The 17,878-nt window shown below is 68.2% G+C and carries 13 protein-coding genes and 1 pseudogene; 6 read left to right on the plus strand and 8 right to left on the minus strand.

Features of this window, described 5'->3' with window-relative positions; genetic code table 11:
• Positions 1-6: 6 nt before the first annotated feature.
• From DOE79_RS00565 to sepH, 3 genes are all read right to left on the minus strand, one after another.
• Positions 7-1,050: an FUSC family protein gene (locus tag DOE79_RS00565; protein ID WP_342767932.1), complete on the minus strand. Its 1,044-nt coding sequence runs from the start codon at positions 1,048-1,050 to the stop codon at positions 7-9.
• Positions 1,051-1,091: 41 nt separating this feature from the next.
• Complete coding sequence (locus DOE79_RS00570; RefSeq protein ID WP_120336850.1) at positions 1,092-2,285, minus strand: winged helix DNA-binding domain-containing protein; 1,194 nt, start codon at positions 2,283-2,285, stop codon at positions 1,092-1,094.
• 109 nt (positions 2,286-2,394) lie between these two features.
• Positions 2,395-3,552 (minus strand): septation protein SepH, encoded by a 1,158-nt coding sequence (sepH, locus tag DOE79_RS00575; RefSeq protein WP_120336851.1) that lies wholly within the window; start codon positions 3,550-3,552, stop codon positions 2,395-2,397.
• A 196-nt stretch (positions 3,553-3,748) separates the two neighbouring features.
• Here sepH and DOE79_RS00580 point away from each other — a divergent pair, with 196 nt between their 5' ends.
• Entirely contained in the window at positions 3,749-4,042 is a 294-nt protein-coding gene (locus DOE79_RS00580) for a DUF4193 domain-containing protein (RefSeq protein ID WP_066599570.1), read from the plus strand.
• 6 nt (positions 4,043-4,048) lie between these two features.
• Here DOE79_RS00580 and DOE79_RS00585 read toward each other — a convergent pair whose 3' ends face one another.
• The gene (locus DOE79_RS00585) at positions 4,049-4,504 is read right to left on the minus strand and encodes a DUF3093 domain-containing protein (RefSeq protein ID WP_120336852.1); all 456 of its coding nucleotides are present in this window, start codon (positions 4,502-4,504) and stop codon (positions 4,049-4,051) included.
• 38 nt (positions 4,505-4,542) lie between these two features.
• Here DOE79_RS00585 and dut point away from each other — a divergent pair, with 38 nt between their 5' ends.
• The 5 genes from dut (at position 4,543) to dxs (ending at position 11,798) form a co-directional block, all read left to right on the plus strand.
• A complete protein-coding gene (gene dut / locus DOE79_RS00590; RefSeq protein WP_120336853.1) occupies positions 4,543-5,052 on the plus strand; it encodes a dUTP diphosphatase in 510 nt (169 codons plus the stop codon).
• A complete protein-coding gene (locus DOE79_RS00595) occupies positions 5,049-5,750 on the plus strand; it encodes a DUF3710 domain-containing protein (RefSeq protein WP_245977048.1) in 702 nt (233 codons plus the stop codon). The genes dut and DOE79_RS00595 overlap by 4 nt, the downstream gene beginning before the upstream one ends.
• Before the next feature lie 74 nt (positions 5,751-5,824).
• On the plus strand, positions 5,825-6,622 hold the full coding sequence (locus DOE79_RS00600) for a DUF3159 domain-containing protein (protein ID WP_120340070.1): 798 nt from the start codon (positions 5,825-5,827) through the stop codon (positions 6,620-6,622).
• Between the two features lie 251 nt (positions 6,623-6,873).
• Positions 6,874-9,693 (plus strand): aconitate hydratase, encoded by a 2,820-nt coding sequence (locus tag DOE79_RS00605; RefSeq protein ID WP_120336854.1) that lies wholly within the window; start codon positions 6,874-6,876, stop codon positions 9,691-9,693.
• Positions 9,694-9,812: 119 nt separating this feature from the next.
• Positions 9,813-11,798, plus strand: a complete 1,986-nt coding sequence (gene dxs / locus DOE79_RS00610) for a 1-deoxy-D-xylulose-5-phosphate synthase (protein WP_120336855.1) — start codon at positions 9,813-9,815, stop codon at positions 11,796-11,798.
• 114 nt (positions 11,799-11,912) lie between these two features.
• Here the strand turns inward: dxs and DOE79_RS00615 are convergent, their stop codons facing one another.
• The 4 genes and pseudogenes from DOE79_RS00615 to DOE79_RS00630 form a co-directional block, all read right to left on the minus strand.
• The gene (locus tag DOE79_RS00615; protein ID WP_245977049.1) at positions 11,913-14,093 is read right to left on the minus strand and encodes a 3-hydroxyacyl-CoA dehydrogenase NAD-binding domain-containing protein; all 2,181 of its coding nucleotides are present in this window, start codon (positions 14,091-14,093) and stop codon (positions 11,913-11,915) included.
• Entirely contained in the window at positions 14,090-15,295 is a 1,206-nt protein-coding gene (locus DOE79_RS00620; RefSeq protein WP_120336856.1) for a thiolase family protein, read from the minus strand. The genes DOE79_RS00615 and DOE79_RS00620 overlap by 4 nt, the downstream gene beginning before the upstream one ends.
• A gap of 77 nt (positions 15,296-15,372) precedes the next feature.
• Positions 15,373-16,569: an HRDC domain-containing protein gene (locus DOE79_RS00625; protein WP_120340072.1), complete on the minus strand. Its 1,197-nt coding sequence runs from the start codon at positions 16,567-16,569 to the stop codon at positions 15,373-15,375.
• 655 nt (positions 16,570-17,224) lie between these two features.
• Positions 17,225-17,779 (minus strand): annotated as a pseudogene (locus tag DOE79_RS00630) (DUF3000 domain-containing protein); the annotation flags it as partial.
• Positions 17,780-17,878: the final 99 nt, after the last annotated feature.

The following is a 17,878-nucleotide window of genomic DNA, read 5'->3' on the forward strand; positions in this document are numbered from 1 at the left end:
GGCAGCCTACTCGCCGGTGATCTCCTCGCGCACGCGGCGCAGGTCCTCCATGAGGGCCCCGATCAGGATCCAGTGCTGCGGATGCGGCGTCGTGATCATCAGGGGCGCGGTGAGCGCGGGCGGCTCCACGGTGGGCGGCACGGAGGTGGCGGCGGGCGACTCCGGCAGCACGGTCAGCAGACGCAGGTCGTGGGCCGCGCGTTCCAGCTCGATGGAGAAGGCCTGCACGGTGGGCTCCAGGTGCAACGAGTCGTCGTAATGGTCACGCAGCGCGCGGGTCATCCCCAGAGCACGGGTGACCAACGGCACCAGTCGCGTGTAGAGCTCGGTGTCGGCGTCGAGCACCTCCCGGTGCCGTGCCTGACGCGGATTGAGAGTGAGGCTCTCCTCGGCCTGGCTGATCGCCCGTTCGGCCTTGGCCAGCATCGGCCGCAGCAAGCGGGCCTGGATCATCAGGGACTCGAGGTCGGAGTACTTCTGCGGACTCAGCAACGCGTTGGCTACCCGGTCGAAGGTCGCGGCGATCTCCAGCGTGAGCCGGGTGACGGCATCGTGCGCGGGGGTGAGGAGCACGGGCGGCACGATGAGGGCGTTCACGATGACGGCAATGGCGGCGCCGAGGATGGTCTCGATGATGCGATCCCTGGCGTAGGTCGGCGTCGCCGCTCCCAGGGTGAGCACGAGCATCGCGCTGATCGGGATCTGGTTGGCGGAGCCCGGCGAGAGCTTGAGCGCCCACGCGAGCAGGATGCACAGCACGATGGCCGAGAGCACGATCCAGCTGGACTGCCCGAAGAGCAGGCCGATGGCCAGGGCCACCAGGACTCCACCGACGACGCCGAGGCTGCGTTCGAGTGCCCGCCCGAGGGACTGGTTGACGCTGGGCTGCACCACGAAGATGGCCGCCATCGCGGCGAAGATGGGAAGCTCACCCGGCAGCAGCCACTGCGAGATGATCCAGGCCAGGGCCACCGCGACCGACGTCTTGAGGGTCTGCAGAAGCGGGATCCGTCTGGACACTCGCAGGTTGGCCGTTATTCGCACTGTCATAGGGTACAAGCCGGCCAGGGTCGAACCGGTCCGCCACTGCCTCAGCCGACCGGCTCCGGCGGTTCCGGCGTGGTGGCGGCCGGGAGGACGTGCACGGGGCGGCCGAGGAATCGCGCGTATTCGTGCAGGGCACGGTCGGCGCTCCGTGCCGACACGTCGGAGAACGGGAGGAAGGGCTGGGGCTGGACGGTCACCCGCCGGGGCTGCCACTCCCGGCGCCAGGTGCCGATCACGCGCCCGCCTCGAACCAGGATGGGTAGGAAGATCCCGTTCTTGCCCGGGACGACCCAGGTGAACTTCTCGGGCTCGATCGCCAGGTTGCGTTCCCGGTAGCCCAGCAGGTACTCGTCGAAACCGGCCAACGCCAATACGGCCGCAGGGCCCCGTCCGGGCGCGGCGCGGGGGAGCGCTGTCGTGTCGGTGCTCCGGGGAAGCAGATGGCGTACTCCGTCCACCTCGAGTTCCACCAGGTGCGGGGCCGCGACGGCGAGGGCGATCTTGGCGTCCGCCGTGGTGAGCTGCGACCACCAGATGAAGTCGGTCAGCGGGGCCGGGCCGTGGCCGACCAGATAGCGCAGCAGGTACTCGCCCAGAGCCTCGTCACGCTCGAGGCGACGCGGCCGGGGAACCCACTCGTCCAGCAGTACGAGCATCTGCTGCGAGTCGAGCTGGCGGCCCCAGCATAAGGTGCCCGATTGGGCCAGGTGCCAGATGAGGTGGTAGCCGCGTTGCCCGGCGGCGCTGATACCGTTCTGTTCCAGAAGCTCCATGAACGCCGAGCGGGACAGCTCCCGTCCGCCGATCAGGGCGTCAACGGCCACCTGTCTGGCGTGCTCGATAATGGACTCATCCAGGCCGAGGTCGCGCCGGCGAGTGGCGGCACCCGACCAGAGCCTCGGCGTGGTGAGCTCCAGCATCCAGCCCAGGTCCCGTCCGGGAACCAGGTGCAGCGTGCCGCGCATTGGCCATGAGCGCACGATCCGGCCGGAATCGATCAGTCGGTCGACGTCTGCGCTGGTGGTGCCGGGGGAGCGCACGGCCACGGCCCATTTGGCCCAGCGCAGGTCCTGGGCCTGCAGAGCGAGCATCCGTTCGACGACCGCGACAGCGCCCTCGCCGGCATCCCTGTCGCCGGCAGCCGGCACGGCGCCAGAGACGGGGAGCACCGGCGAACCGGTCAGCGACTGGCTGACCAGGCGCCGGCGCACGATGTCTGAACTCGAAGCTCGCGTCATAGCTCGGCAGTCTAGGGCCGAACGCACCGGATCCGCAGGGCAACACCCAGGTCAGCCCGTCCCGTGCACAGCCGTCAGCGGGCGAGGTGGTTCATAGACGCGGTCGCTCTCAGGCGAGGTCGTCGTCGGTGCGGGCACCGAACACTATCTCGTCCCAGCTGGGCATCGAGGCACGACCGCGCCGGCCGGTCTGACCGGTGCGTGGCTGGCCGGTGGCTGCCTGTCCCGTCGCTGCCTGGGTGGCCCAGACATTGCGCGCGGCATCCGGCCGGGCCGGAACTGGATCGGGTGCACCTTCTGCGGGTGGCTGAGGCGACGGGGCCTTGGCGGCCTCGTCGACCAGACGGATACCGGTCTCCAGCGGCGCGCGATCCGCCGAGCGGCCTACGGGCACGGCGGCAGCCGCTGGGGCCTCGACGGCGGCGGCCTCGCGTTCGCCACGGCGACGGCGCAGGGACTCCAGCAGGTCGGCCGTCTCACTCAGGCTCTGCGCCGGTTCGTCGGCGCGCTTGATCGCGGCTTTGGACACGGCTTCCGTCGTGCCGGCGGAGCGGGCATAGGGCACCAGGTCGTGCAGCGGCGCGGTGTCATTGAGGATGTCGTCGGCCAGAGATTCCTTGAACGTGAACGCGCCGCTGTCGAAGCGGCTGACGTCGGCCAGGCTGGTCTCGGCTCCCACGGCGCGCAGTCGGGGAATCAGGGCGCCCTTGAGCTCACCCTGCTGGGAGAGCGCGATGGCCTCGCTGCCGATGGGAGCGAGCGCGTTCTTCTTCGGTTCGAAACCCCAACGGGCATCGTGATCGATGTCGTCGGCCGTGAAGGCCAGCTTGACGATCCAGCCGGCGCCCGGTTCTTTCCAGCTCGCCCAGCGCTCGTTCGAGGCGCCGAGTGAGGCGAGGCGTTCGCGGATGACGCTGCCGAAGGTGGCCGGTTCATCGCCTGGGTCGGGTTCGACCGCCGTGTGCACGGGCACGCTCAGCGCAGAGGAGACGATGTACTCCCGTTCGGCGACCACAGGGCCCTCGAAGCGGCGCACGAAGTCCAGCGACGCACCGGTCACGGCAGCCACGTCCTCGGCGGACATGCCCGCCCGGATGTGGGCCTGCACTTCCCGGGGCGACAACTTGGGTCGGACGGACGAATCCGTTTGGGTTTGGCGAAGCCGGGACTGGAGAACCGCGTCGATGGGAATCCTGAAACGATCACCATCCTCTGACGCTGCAAGCAGCGCGCCGTTCTCGACTCCGATAACTTTCAAATCCTGCATGGCGAAAGCCCTCTCGCGATCACTGATGGCCCAACCCTGCCATGCCGAGTGGTCATTTCCGGGGAATACTGCGGGCGTGCCGGAAGTTGCTCCCATTGCCAACCTGAGAGGTTGGTGATTGGTTTGCTATTCCGAACGGATTGTTGCAAACTATGGCCGCCGATTTCGTTTATCGGCGTTAATGAAATGGATGGGCATGGCAACCGACTACGACGCACCGCGAAAGACCGAAGACGACTCAGAGTCGATTGAGGCCCTCAAGGAGCGTGTACCCGACAAGATGTCCGGTGTCGTTGATGTTGACGACTCCGACAACCCCGGTGGTTTCGACCTCCCGGGCGCCGATCTGTCCGACCTCGACCTCGACGTCGTCGTCCTGCCTCCGCAGGCCGACGAGTTCACCTGCGTGGAGTGCTTCCTCGTGAAGCACCGTTCGCAGATGTCGCACGAGACCAAGCTCGGCCCGGTCTGCCTGGAGTGCGACGCCTAAGCGCGCTTAGTTACTTGATGCTGGCCGTCGCGATCGATTGATCGCGGCGGCCATTTTCTGTGGCTGGCGACTGGAGACCAGCCAGTACGGCGCCGGGTCGGTGGGATCCTCGAGCGGGATACGCACGACCCCGGGGACCCAGCCGCGGATCAGCAGCCACGCACGGGCGTCGAGCCGCGGCCCGCGCTCGGCCGTGGCATCCGCCCCGTCGAAGGCAACGGCCTCGCCCAGCAGCGCGGTGTCGATGGTGGCCCGGCCGGCCGTGAGCGTGCCGCCAGAGACCTGCACGGTCGGGGAAGCCAGGACCACCAGCAGTGCACTGCCGAGGTAGAGCCCCGCCGCCGTCAGGACGCCCGCGAGCATCGATATCGGCAGGAAGACCAGCAGGCTCGCGGGAATCACGAGAGCGATGATGACGAACAGCCAGGGGGACGGCCGGAGTTTTTCGCGATATTCGGGCATGGCTCTATTCGACCAGACTTCTGCACTACCCTCGACACGTGTCTGAAAGCGTTGAAGTCCTGATAGCCGCGCCCGTTCTCCCCACTTACGCCCATCCAGGCGACGCTGGAGCCGATCTCCACTCGGCCGAGGCCCTCGTCCTGGCTCCCGGCGAACGGGCCCTCGTGGGCACCGGTGTGTCGATCGCGCTGCCCGACGGCTACGCCGCCTTCGTCGTTCCGCGCAGCGGGCTTGCCGTCAAACACGGCATCACCATCGTGAACTCGCCGGGCACCGTCGACGCGGGCTACCGCGGGGAGATCAAGGTCTGCCTGCTCAACACCGACAGCACTGCCCCCTTTGAGATCCAGGCCGGCGACCGGATCGCCCAGCTCATCGTCGCGCCGGTGTCGCGTGCCGTGTTCGTGCCCGTCGAACGCCTGCCCGGCAGCCTTCGTGGCGCCGGTGGCTTCGGCTCAACGGGCATTGCGCAGCAGGCTGCCGACCTGGCCCCCCATTCCCCAGCGTCCGCACCGGCGGATGCCCACCTGAGCGGAGAAACCCTGTGAGTGACAACGTGAATCCCGGCACGGGCTCGAACAGCGACGGCCCCGAGCCCGCTGAGTCCGAGCTCACCGAGGCAGAGCTCACCGAGGGCGAGCCGGCACCGGACCCGCACGCGAAGTCTGCCCCTGACGACCGCGAGGTCGACGGCCCCCTTGACGAGTCAGAGGCCAACCCCGTTCGCCCGTATGTCGACCTCGGCGGCGTGAAGATCCTGCCCCGCGAGGGCCTGCACCTGCGTCTCGAGATCGAAGAGGGCAGCAAGCGCGTCGTGGCCATCGGCCTGGACTACGCCGGTTCCACCCTGCAGGTCCAGCCGTTCGCGGCACCGCGCTCAAGTGGCCTGTGGCATGAGATCCGCAGCCAGATCGCCGACCAGATCGCCCGCCAGGGTGGTTCGACCACGCCGCGGGAGGGTCCGTTCGGCCCTGAGCTCGTCGCCGAGATCCCTGTAGCCGCCGGCCAGGGCCCGAGTGGGACCACCCGGTTGGCCCGCTTCATCGGCGTGGACGGCCCGCGCTGGTTCCTCCGCGGTGTCATCGCCGGCGAGGGTGCCATCAACCCGGATGCCGCCGCGCAGATCGAAGACCTCTTCCGCAGCATCGTTGTCGTGCGCGGTTCTGCCCCCATGCCGCCGCGTGACCTGATTCCGCTGCGAATGCCGGCGACCCCGGCCGGCAACCCCGAGCCCAGCGGCGCCTAAGCACCCGCTCGGAGCCGACCGGCGTGCGGCCACCGTTCGACACACCGTCCGACACCTCACCGAAAGCCCCCATGATGACGGATTCCACCTCCCGGCCCGAGCCCGACCAGTCCACGCCCGACGATGGGGCAGCCTCCGTCGCCGCAGAGACGCCGGCGGCGGCCCCGACGGAACCGACGGCAGGCAGCGCACTCGCCGACGGGATGGCCGCCGCCGCCCGGCGCGCCGGATTCAGTCCGGCCGCCGACGGCGAGCCGATCAGCGGCCACGCCCTCCTGGCCGCCATGGGCGGAATCCGCGGTCTGGTCGAGGCCGTGCTGCCCGGTCTGGTCTTCCTGGTCACGTATACGTTCACCCGGGAGCTGATCCCGTCCCTGGTCGCTCCGGTGCTCATCGGCCTGGTCTTCTTCGCACTCCGGCTGGCCCGCAAGCAGACCGTCACGCAGGCCGTCGGCGGGCTGGTCGGCATCGCCATCAGTGCGGTGCTCGCTCTGCTCACCGGTCGCGCCGAGGACTTCTACCTGCCCGGGTTCTGGACCAACGGCGTGTACGGCACCGTGCTCCTGGTGTCGGCCCTCGTCGGCTGGCCCCTCATCGGTGTGGCCGTCGGGTTCCTGATGGGGGAGCAACTCGCCTGGCGCTCCGACCCGTCCAAACGCCGGGTGATGACCATCCTCACCTTCATGTGGGCCGGCCTGTTCATCCTCCGCCTCGCGGTGCAGCTTCCCCTGTACTACGCCGGGAACGTCGAGTGGCTGGGCGCGACCAAGCTGTTGATGGGGATTCCGCTCTATGCGCCGTTGCTCGTACTGTCCTGGCTGATGGTGCGCTCGGTCTATGCGGCGACGGCCGCGCAGGAGTCCAGCGACTAGTCCCGCCACACCCGCGCCGGCAAACCTGTTCGGGCGCCGTGTCGCCCGGGCGGGGGACCCCATCGGTGCTATTGTTATCTCGACGTCAAGATAGTTTGGCGACGGTGGCTGCCCCGGTTCGCCCGTGGGTCATCCCAGCGGCGCAGGCACTGCGCGGTAAGGCTACCCTTGCTGGCAGAAGCGGGCGTCACTTGGTCAGGATTGAGGATTGCGGACGGGATCCCGTCGGTTTCCACGAAGGAGAGGACATCGTGTCTGCTGTAAATAGTTTTGGAGCTCGGGACACCCTGCGCGTCGGTTCGACGGACTACGAGGTCTTTCGCCTGGACGCCGTCGAGGGATTCGAGAAGCTGCCGTTCAGCCTCAAGGTCCTGCTGGAGAACCTGCTCCGCACCGAAGACGGTGCGAACATCACCGCGGAACACATCCGCGCCCTCGGTTCCTGGGTGCCGACCGCTGACCCCGACACCGAGATCCAGTTCACGCCGGCCCGCGTGATCATGCAGGACTTCACCGGTGTTCCCTGCATCGTCGACCTCGCCACCATGCGTGAGGCCGTCGCCGACCTCGGTGGCGACCCCAACACGATCAACCCGCTCGCCCCGGCCGAGCTGGTCATCGACCACTCCGTGATCGCCGACCTCTTCGGCAGCGACAACGCCCTCGAACGCAACGTCGAGATCGAATACGAGCGCAACGGCGAGCGCTACCAGTTCCTCCGTTGGGGCCAGACCGCCTTCGACGACTTCAAGGTCGTTCCGCCGGGAACCGGCATCGTGCACCAGGTCAACATCGAATACCTGGCCCGCGTCACCTTCACCCGGGAAGTGGGCGGCGTCCTCCGCGCCTACCCGGACACCTGCGTCGGCACCGACTCGCACACCACCATGGTCAACGGCCTCGGAGTGCTCGGCTGGGGCGTCGGCGGCATCGAAGCCGAGGCGGCCATGCTCGGCCAGCCCGTCTCCATGCTCATCCCCAAGGTCGTCGGCTTCAAGCTCAACGGTTCCATCCCCGCCGGCGTCACGGCCACGGATGTCGTGCTCACCATCACGCAGATGCTGCGGAAGCACGGCGTCGTGGGCAAGTTCGTCGAATTCTACGGCGAGGGCGTCGCCCAGGTCCCGCTGGCCAACCGCGCCACCATCGGCAACATGAGCCCGGAGTTCGGCTCCACGGCCGCCATGTTCCCCATCGACGACGTCACCCTGGGCTACCTGCGCCTCACCGGCCGCAGCGAGGACCAGGTGGCCCTGGTCGAGGCCTACTCCAAGCTCCAGGGCCTCTGGCACAACCCGGAACAGGAGCCCGTCTTCAGCGAATACCTGGAGCTGGACCTCGGCACCGTCGTGCCCTCCATCGCCGGCCCGAAGCGCCCGCAGGACCGGGTCGAACTCAGCAACGCCAAGAGCCAGTTCGAGATCGACCTGCAGAACTACGCCACCCACGACCTGTCCATGGTGGATGCCGCCGTCGAGGCGTCATTCCCGGCGTCAGACCCCATCGGATTCACCGCCCAGGACGAGCAGACCGCTCACCAGATCTCCCACCAGCACGTGAGCCACGCTCCCGTCTCGGTGTCGAGCCCGGTGCCGATCACCACCGCGGATGGTGCTCAGTACACCCTCGACCACGGCGCCGTGGCCGTCGCGGCCATCACAAGCTGCACCAACACCTCCAACCCCTCGGTCATGCTCGCCGCGGGCCTGCTTGCCCGCAACGCGGTGCGGAAGGGCCTCACGTCCAAGCCGTGGGTCAAGACCACCCTGGCTCCCGGCTCCAAGGTCGTCACCGACTACTACGCCAAGGCCGGCCTCACGGGTGACCTCGAGGCCCTGGGCTTCTACACCGTCGGTTACGGCTGCACGGTGTGCATCGGCAACACCGGTCCGCTCATCGACGAGGTGTCCGCCGCGATCAACGAGAACGACCTCGCCGTCACAGCCGTGCTCTCGGGCAACCGCAACTTCGAGGGCAGGATCAGTCCAGACGTCAAGATGAACTACCTGGCCAGCCCGCCGCTGGTCATCGCCTACGCCCTGGCCGGGTCGATGAACTTCGACTTCGACACCGACGCTCTCGGCGTCGGCAGCGACGGCACCGAGGTGTTCCTGAAGGACATCTGGCCCGACTCCGCCGAGGTGCAGGCCACCATCGACAGCTCCATCGACACGGCCATGTTCACCAAGGAATACGGTGAAGTGTTCGCCGGGGACGAGCGCTGGCGCTCCCTGCCCACGCCCGACAGCGAGGTGTTCCAGTGGGACCCCGAGTCCACTTACGTGCGGAAGCCCCCGTACTTCGACGGCATGACGCTGGAGACCACTCCGGTCTCCGACATCGTCGACGCGCGGGTGCTGGCGAAACTGGGCGACTCGGTCACCACCGACCACATCTCCCCGGCCGGCAACATCAAGGCCGACAGCCCGGCGGGCGCGTACCTGATGGAGCACGGCGTCGAACGCGGCGACTTCAACTCCTACGGCTCGCGTCGCGGCAACCACGAGATCATGATCCGCGGTACCTTCGCCAACATCCGGCTGCGCAACCAGCTGCTCGACGGCGTCGAGGGCGGGTATACCCGCGACTTCACCAAGCCGGATGCTCCGCAGTCGTTCATCTACGACGCCAGTCAGAACTACCAGGCGGGCGGAACGCCCCTGGTGATCTTCGGCGGCAAGGAGTACGGCTCCGGGTCGTCCCGCGACTGGGCGGCCAAGGGCACCAGCCTGTTGGGCGTCAAGGCCGTCATCACCGAGAGCTTCGAGCGTATCCACCGCTCCAACCTGATCGGAATGGGCGTTGTCCCGCTCCAGTTCCCGGCCGGCGAAAGCTGGGCGTCACTGGGCCTGGACGGCACCGAGAGCGTCTCCATCACGGGCCTCGAGGAACTCAACGCGGGCACGACGCCCAAGACCGTGCACGTCGTCGCGACCCCCACGGCGCACTCGGCACCGGACAAGGCCGTCGTCGAGTTCGACGCCGTCGTGCGCATCGACACCCCCGGTGAGGCCGACTACTACCGCAACGGCGGCATCCTGCAGTACGTGCTGCGCTCCCTGGTGGCCTAACCGGGAATTCGCAGAGACAGCGGTGGGCTGGCGCGTAGACTCGGGGAATCCGAACTGCGCGCCAGTTCTGCGTTCCGGCGGTGCTCGTTCGGGCTCCAATATCGTGAAAGGCTGGCCACATGACCCTTCTGGAGACGATCCACGGTCCCAGGGACCTCGACGGTCTCACGAAGGAACAGCTCGTCGAGCTGGCCGCCGAGGTCCGCGCCTTCCTGGTCGCGGAGATCTCGAAGACCGGTGGGCATCTGGGGCCGAACCTGGGCGTGGTCGAGATGACCATCGCCATCCACCGCATCTTCGACTCGCCCCGCGACGCCATCGTCTTCGACACCGGGCACCAGTCCTACGTGCACAAGATGCTCACCGGTCGGCAGGACTTCAGCCGCCTCCGCCAGACCGGCGGCCTCGCCGGCTACCCGCAGCGGTCCGAGTCCGAACACGACATCGTGGAGAGCTCGCATGCGTCGAGTTCGCTGTCCTGGGCCGACGGCATCTCCCGTGCGTTCGAGATGACCGGGCAGAGCGACCGCAACGTCATCGCCGTCGTCGGCGACGGCTCCCTCACCGGCGGCATGACCTGGGAAGCGCTGAACAACATCAGCGACGACAACAACCGCCGGCTCATCATCGTCATCAACGACAACGGCCGCTCCTACGCGCCCACCATCGGCGGCATGGCCCGGTTTCTCAACACGGTGCGGCTGCGCCGCAGCTACAAGGCGGCGTACATCACCAGCCGCCAGGCCTTCGACCACATGGGCGCTCCGGCCCGGGCGATCTTCCGCGGCGTGCGCGGCGGCCTGCACGGCTTCCTGAGCCGGTTCTCCAACAACGAGGCCCTGTACTCCAACCTCGACATCAAGTACATCGGGCCGGTCGACGGCCACGACATGGAAGCCATGCTCGAGGCGCTCACCCAGGCCAAGGAGTACGGCGCCCCGGTTATCGTGCACACCATCACCCAGAAGGGCAAGGGCTACGACCCGGCGGTCCAGGACGTGGCCGACCAGTTCCACGCCGTCGGCGTGATCGACCCCGAGACGGGCGAGCCCACCGAATCCGCCGGCGCCCCCTCCTGGACCTCGGTCTTCGCCGATGAACTGCTGAACCTCGCCACCGACAACCCCAAGCTGGTGGCCATCACTGCCGCGATGTTGCGGCCCACCGGACTGCACAAGATGGCCGAGCGCTTCCCCGAGCGCGTACACGACGTCGGCATCGCCGAGCAGCACGCGGTCACCAGCGCCGCCGGCCTCGCCTTCGGCGGCCTGCACCCCGTCGTGGCCCTGTACGCCACGTTCATCAACCGTGCCTTCGACCAGGTGCTGATGGATGTCGCCCTGCACCGCGCGGGTGTCACCTTCGTGCTCGACCGGGCTGGTGTGACCGGACCGGACGGACCCAGCCACCACGGCATGTGGGACCTCGCGATCCTCCAGGTCATCCCGCATATCCGTCTGGCGGCACCGCGCGACTCCACGCGCCTGCGCGAAGAACTCGCCGAGGCCGTCGTGGTCGATGACGGGCCCACCGTGCTGCGCTTCCCCAAGGGCAGTACCGGCATCGAGTATGACGCCGTCGAGCGGCTCTCCGACGGCGTCGATGTACTGCTGCGGAGCGCGCAGCAGGATGTTCTCATCGTGACGGTCGGCCCCATGGCCGGCATGGGCCTCGAGGTCGCCGCCCGACTCGCCGCGCAGGGCATCGGTGCAACTGTCGTCGACCCACGCTGGGTGGTCCCTGTTCCGCAGAGCATCATCGGGCTCGCCGCCGCGCACCGTATTGTGGTGAGCATCGAGGACGGCGTCCGGGTCGGCGGCATCGGAACCCGCATCCGCCAGGACCTCCGCGAAGCCGGCGTGGACACCGCCGTGACCGAGCTGGGCCTGCCCGACGAGTTCCTCGACCACGGCACCCGCGCCGAGATCCTCGAGCGCGTCGGTCTGACCCCGCAGCACATCGCTCGCGACGTCGTCGCGATGGTGCTGGGCAGCAAGCTGCCGCATGCCAGGGCCCTTCCGGCGGATGACGATCGCAGCGAGGCCGGCTCAGACACGGGCTCAGATACGGGCTCCGTCCCCGTGCGGCGCGCCCCCCGCGACTAGTCCCGCTCAGCCCCGCGCGAGGGCAGGTCCACCCGGAGCTGTTCCCGAAACGGACAAATGCGGCCGGTACACCGGCCGCATTTGTCCGTTCGGGCAACAGTTGAGCTGGTTGGGCTAGTTCAGGACGGCCGTGGCGGCGCTCACGCCTCGGATCATCGGGGTGTGGAAGGTACCGCCGAAGACCCGCTCACTCGCTCCCACCCGGTCGAGGTAGGGCGTGACGCCGCCCATCTGGAACGGCCAGCCCGCACCGAGGAGCATGCACAGGTCGATGTCCTCCGGGGCGTGCACCACGTCGTCGTCGAGCATCCGCTTGATCTCGTCGGCGAGGCCGTCCTCGACCCGCCGCAGGATCTGTTCTGCGGTCATCGGCGTGGTTCCGCCCGCCACGATCTTCTGGGCGCCCTTGTTGAACCCGGTGACCTGGCCCTTGGCGTTGCGGTCCAGGATAGTGCCGTGCTCCGCGAGGCGGTGCAGATTGGTGCTTTCGAAGAAGCGGTCGGGGAAGGCCGCGTGGTGGGTGTCCAGCACGTGGGCGCCCACCTTGAGGCCGACCAGCTCGAGAAGCTCGAACGGTGTCATCGGCAGGCCGAAGGGCGAGAGGGCGCCGTTGACGATCTCGAAGGGGGTGCCGGTGTCCACGGCGTGCATGGCCTCGCCGAGAAGCTTGGCCAGCACCCGGTTGACCACGAACCCGGGGGTGTCCCGGGTGATGACGGCATTCTTCCGCAGCTTGGCCGCGATCACCATCGCGGTGGCGAGAGTGACCTCGTCGGTCGCGGGCGTGTTGACGACCTCGATCAACGGCATCACTGCCACAGGGTTGAAGAAGTGGAACCCGACGAGCCGTTCCGGATGCTCAAGCTTCGCCCCGATCTGCTCCACCGAGAGGGACGAGGTGTTCGTGGCCAGGATCGCGGTGGGGGAGATGTGCTTCTCGATCTCGGCGAACACCTCCTGCTTGACGCCGAGTTCTTCGAACACGGCCTCGATGACCCAGTCAGCGTCGGCGAAGTCGGCCTTGTCGGTGGTGCCCGTCACGAGGGCCCGCAGCCGGTTGGCCTCGTCGGAGCTGATCCGGCCCTTGTCCTGCAGGGTCTTGATCTCGCCGTGGATGTAGGCCACGCCCTTGTCGACCCTGGCCTGGTCGAGGTCGGTGATCACGACGGGAACGCGCAGCCGCCGCACGAAGAGCAGCGCGAACTGGCTGGCCATGAGTCCAGCCCCGATCACGCCGACCTTGCCGATCGGTCGGGCGAGCGCCTTGTCCGGAGCCCCCGCAGGGCGCTTGGCGCGCTTCTGCACCAGGTTGAACGCGTAGATGCTGGCCGGCAACTGGTCGCCCGAGATCAGGTCGGCGAGCACGTCGTCCTCCCGGGCGAATGCCTCGGCCTTGCTGCCGCTCTTGGCGGCCTTGAGCAGGTCGAGGGCTGCGTAGGGGGATGCGGCCACCTCGCCGATGCGGGAGGTCAGCATCTTGCGGGCGATGCCGATGGCGGCATCCCACTTGACCAGGCGCTCGATCTTGCCGGGGACATGCGGGCGCGACACGGCTGTGGTACCTGCGATGACACCGTCGGCCCACGAGATCGACTCCTCCAGGAAGGTAACCGAACGGAACATCACGTCGGCGATTCCCAGCTCCAGGGCATCGGCGCCCGTGAGGGTACGGTTGTTCTTGAGCGGGTTCTCGATGATCACCTTGAGGGCGTTCTCGATGCCGACGAGGTTGGGTAGCAGGTAGGAGCCGCCCCAGCCCGGAATCAGCCCGAGGAAGACCTCCGGCAGGGCGATCGCTGGCGCCGTCGCGTCCACCGAGCGGTAGTCGGCGTTCAGGGCGATCTCCAACCCGCCGCCGAGCGCGAGTCCGTTGATGAAGACGAAGGACGGGACACCGAGGGTGCTGAGCTTGCCGAGCGCGTGGTGGCCGAGTTGGGCGAGTAGCTTGCCCACCTCGCGGGAGGGGATCTCACCCACCTTGCTGAGGTCGGCGCCGGCGGCCAGGATGAACGGTTTGCCGGTCACGGCCACTCCGTGGATCTCCCTGCGGGCCGCACGCCCGGCCAGCTCGTCCAGGGTCGCGGCGAATTCCAGCAGGGTGATGGGCCCCAGCGTGTTGGGGCGGGTGTGGTCGCGCCCGTTGTCCAGGGTGAGCAGGGCGAGCGTGCGGCCGCCGGACAGCGGCACGTCGCGCACCAGGGAGTGGGTGACGACCTCGTCGGCGGAGATCGCAACGAGCGGGCTGAAGTCCACGCCGGCGTAGTCGGTGGACATGGCGGAGGAGGTGTCGGTCATCGCTTGGCTGCCTTCTTGTTGAAGTGCGGGTTTTCCCAGATCACTGTGCCGCCCTGGCCGAGCCCGATGCACATGGCAGTCACGCCGTACCGCACCTCGGGGTGCTCCGCGAACTGGCTGGCGAGCTGGTTCATCAGGCGCACACCCGATGAGGCCAGCGGATGCCCGATGGCGATGGCGCCGCCGTACTCGTTCACCCGGGGATCCTCGTCGTCGATGCCGAAGTGGTCGAGGAAGGAGATGACCTGTACGGCGAAGGCCTCGTTGAGTTCGAACAGGCCGATATCGGTGATGGACAGGCCGGCCTTGCGCAGGGCCTTCTCGGTGGAGGGAACCGGTCCAAGTCCCATCACCTCGGGCTCGACACCGGCGAAGGCGAAGCTCACCATCGTCATCTTCACGCTGAGGCCGAGTTCCTTGGCGGTCGCTCCGCTGGCCAGCAGGCACGCGGTGGCGCCGTCATTGAGGCCGGAGGCGTTGCCGGCCGTGATGCGCCCGTGCGGGCGGAACGGCGTCTTCAGGCCCGCCAGACCCTCGAGGGTGGTCTCGGGACGAGGTGCTTCATCGCGGGTCGCCAGGCCCCAGCCGGCGTCGCTGCGGGTGGCAACCGACACCAGGTCGGGCTGGATCTTGCCGGCAGCGTAGGCGGCTGCGACCTTCTGCTGGCTACGAAGCGCATACCGGTCGGAGCGGTCCTTGGTGTACTCGGGGAACCTGTCATGGATCCGCTCGGCCGTGGCGCCCATGTTCAGGGCGTCTTCGCTGACCAGCCGTTCGCTGAGGAACCGCGGATTGGGGTCGACACCGGCCCCCATCGGGTGCCGGCCCATGTGCTCGACACCGCCGGCGATGGCCAGGTCGTAAGCGCCGAAGCCGATCGCCGAGCCCATCGTGGTGACCGACGTCATCGCACCGGCGCACATGCGGTCGATGGCGAAGCCGGGCACCGAGACCGGCAGGCCCGCCAACAGAGCGGCGGTACGGCCCAGCGTGAGTCCCTGGTCGCCGGCCTGCGTTGTCGCGGCTATCGCGACGTCGTCGATCCGTTCACCCGGCACGTTCGGATTGCGTTCCATCAACCCGGTGATCGCCTTGACCACCAGGTCGTCGGCGCGGGTATTCCAGTACATACCCTTCTCGCCGGCCCGACCGAACGGGGTGCGAACCCCGTCCACGAAGACGACATCAGTTCTCTCGGCCACTTTGCCTCCATCACTCAAAACAGGTATCGCACGATCCTAGGGTGAGGGATTAACCGGTGTGAATCCTTTGACTGTTCCTACGAATCCACGTCGGAGGGCACGGCGCTCGTTTGGTGGACTTCCACAAAGGCATCAGCGATTAGTTGTGCGGTGGCCTCAATCTGCCAGGCCCGTGCGCCGAGCAGCGCGAGAGTCTCGCCCACGGTCGCCGCATCGGCGGGTTCCGGCGGCTGCCAGGCGACGCGACGCAGGTGTTCCGGGGTGAGCAGATTCTCGAGCGGAACCATCCGCTCCTCGGACACGGCCAGGAGCGCGGCCCTGGCCGCCTTGAGCCGGAGATCGGCGTCTGGGTTACGATCGGCCCAGGCACGCGGCGGCGGCAGGGCGTCGCCGTTCGGTTTGGCCGACGGCAGGTCGCCGCTGGCCAGGCCGGCCTGAATAGCCTTCCACCAGCGGTCGAGTTCCGTGCGGCTGGCGCGGCCGTTGAATTCGCGGAGCTCGGCCAGCGCGTTCCGCGAGACCGGCAGGATGCGCGCCGCGGCCACCAGGGACGCATCGGGAACCAGCCTGCCCGGTGACACGTCGAGTTCCTGAGCGAGGGCGTCCCGGGCCACCCACAGCTCGCGGGCGACGGCTAGGTTGCGCTGGCCCCGGACGGCGTGCAGCCCGGACAACCGGCGCCACGGTTCGGCACGCGCCGGCTTGGCCTCGCGGGCCAGCACCGCGGCGAACTCTTCGTCGGCGATGGCGGTCTTGTCCGACTCGACGAGCAATTCGGCCATCCGCTCACGCAGGTCAGGCAGCAGCTCAACGTCGAGGGCCGCGTACACCAGCCAGCTCTCCGGCAGCGGGCGGGTCGACCAGTTGGCGGCGGAGTGCTCCTTGGCCAGGTGGATGCCCAGGAGCTCTTCGACGACGGTTCCCAGTCCCACGCGGGGCAGACCGAGCAGCCGCGCCGCGAGTTCGGTGTCGAAGATGCGGGCCGGGTCCAACCCGACCTCACGGAGGCAGGCCAGGTCCTGGCTGGCGGCGTGCAGGATCCACTCCTCGTCGGCCAGGGCGTCATTGAGCTCGCTGAAGTCGCCGATGGGTGGGGGATCGAAGAGGAAGGTGCCCGCGCCCCGGCGATAGATCTGGATGAGGTAGGCACGTTGCGAGTAGGTGAACCCTGAGGCGCGCTCGGCATCGATGCCGATCGGTCCGGTGCCGGCCAGCAGCTCATCGATCGCCGCGAGGTAGGCCGCGCGGGTATCGATGACGCTGTGGTCACCCACGGGCGGCACGGCGGGCCGAGAGATCGGCGACCGCCAGAGTGGGGGCGGCGGGGTGTCCGGCGGCGCTCAGTCCCACGGAGCTCGGCCCAGCGGCCTTCATGCCAGCGGCGTCTGGTTTCACGGCGTTGATTCCCACGGCGTTGATTCCCACAGCGCTGATTCCCACAGTGCTCATTCCCACGGCGTTGCTTCCAACGGCGTTCAGTCCCACGGCGTTCATTCCCACGGTCTCCCTGCCGACACGAAGAGTGCCGAGCGGATCTGGGCCGGCGGTATCGACACCGACCGTTTCCATGCCTCCGGAATCGAGCCCGGTGGCGGTCACTCCCAGCGTAGGGAGTCCAGGGCCGCTTCGCCGCATCGAGGCGCTGGACGGACCGATCGAATCCAGGGGGCCGACGCTTATTCCGCCGGTGCCGTATGCCTCGTCGTGACGGGCGTCGCGTGGTTCCGTCACGTCGTGAGGCGTTCCGGCCTGGTGCGTTCCCGAGCGGTGCGAGCCGGCTTCGTGCGCGCCGGGATGGTGCTCGCTGCCCTGGTGGGTACTGCTTCGATTTGTGCTGCCGTGACTCGTGCCGCCGTTGTTCGTGCCGCCGTCATACGTGCTGCCCGGATTCGACCCCGACGGGTGGCTCCGGCGGTGCAGCGTGGGCAGGTCGCCGGTCGGCGGCAGGCCGGCGAGCATGCAGAGCAGTTCTCCCCAGCCCTCGACGTGCGCACCGAGGTCGTTGTCCAGTGGACTCCACGATGCGCGGAGCTCGATCTGGGCGCCGTCGCCCTGGTGCGCCAGCTCGCCGAAGCCGGAGGAGAGGATCTTGGTGGCCGTTCCGGATGCGGCGGTGTAGCGTGCGCCGCGGGCGTCGAGGGCGTCGACGAGCCAGGCCCATGCCACCTCGGCGAGGAACGGATCGACTCCGATGTCGGTCTCCAGGGGAGCCTGGGCGAAACAGACCACCCGGAAGGGGCCTCCCCAGCTCTCGGGTTCGTCGGGGTCGTAGAGCAGGATGAACCGACCGGTGCCGAAGTCGGAATCGCTCCCGTGGCGAACCGGAGTCACGTCGGCGGAGAGTGCGACGGAGTAGGGCGCAAGGTTTCCCGGCGCTGAAATCTCGGTGACGATCAACTCGGCCCGCGGGGTGGCGTGACGGATAGCGTCGAGCGCCGCGGCAAATTGCGCAGGGCGCTGGGGCTGATCCTCTGAATCGGGCACGTCTGCAGACTAGAGTTTTTTCCGTGCGCTGGTGCGAGGCACGCCGAACAACCGGAGGTCAGGCATGACGGGACGCCAGCTGGGACACTCCCGACCGAG

Origin of the sequence: Cryobacterium soli (genome assembly GCF_003611035.1) — a bacterium.
GTDB lineage: Bacteria > Actinomycetota > Actinomycetes > Actinomycetales > Microbacteriaceae > Cryobacterium > Cryobacterium soli.

Bases quoted from the DNA above. Each gene is read 5' to 3' on its own strand.
- DOE79_RS00565 (WP_342767932.1), bottom strand. From the start codon at position 1,050: ATGACAGTGCGAATAACGGCCAACCTGCGAGTGTCCAGACGGATCCCG.
- DOE79_RS00570 (WP_120336850.1), bottom strand. From the start codon at position 2,285: ATGACGCGAGCTTCGAGTTCAGACATCGTGCGCCGGCGCCTGGTCAGC.
- sepH (WP_120336851.1), bottom strand. From the start codon at position 3,552: ATGCAGGATTTGAAAGTTATCGGAGTCGAGAACGGCGCGCTGCTTGCA.
- DOE79_RS00580 (WP_066599570.1), top strand. From the start codon at position 3,749: ATGGCAACCGACTACGACGCACCGCGAAAGACCGAAGACGACTCAGAG.
- DOE79_RS00585 (WP_120336852.1), bottom strand. From the start codon at position 4,504: ATGCCCGAATATCGCGAAAAACTCCGGCCGTCCCCCTGGCTGTTCGTC.
- DOE79_RS00600 (WP_120340070.1), top strand. From the start codon at position 5,825: ATGACGGATTCCACCTCCCGGCCCGAGCCCGACCAGTCCACGCCCGAC.
- dxs (WP_120336855.1), top strand. From the start codon at position 9,813: ATGACCCTTCTGGAGACGATCCACGGTCCCAGGGACCTCGACGGTCTC.
- DOE79_RS00615 (WP_245977049.1), bottom strand. From the start codon at position 14,093: ATGACCGACACCTCCTCCGCCATGTCCACCGACTACGCCGGCGTGGAC.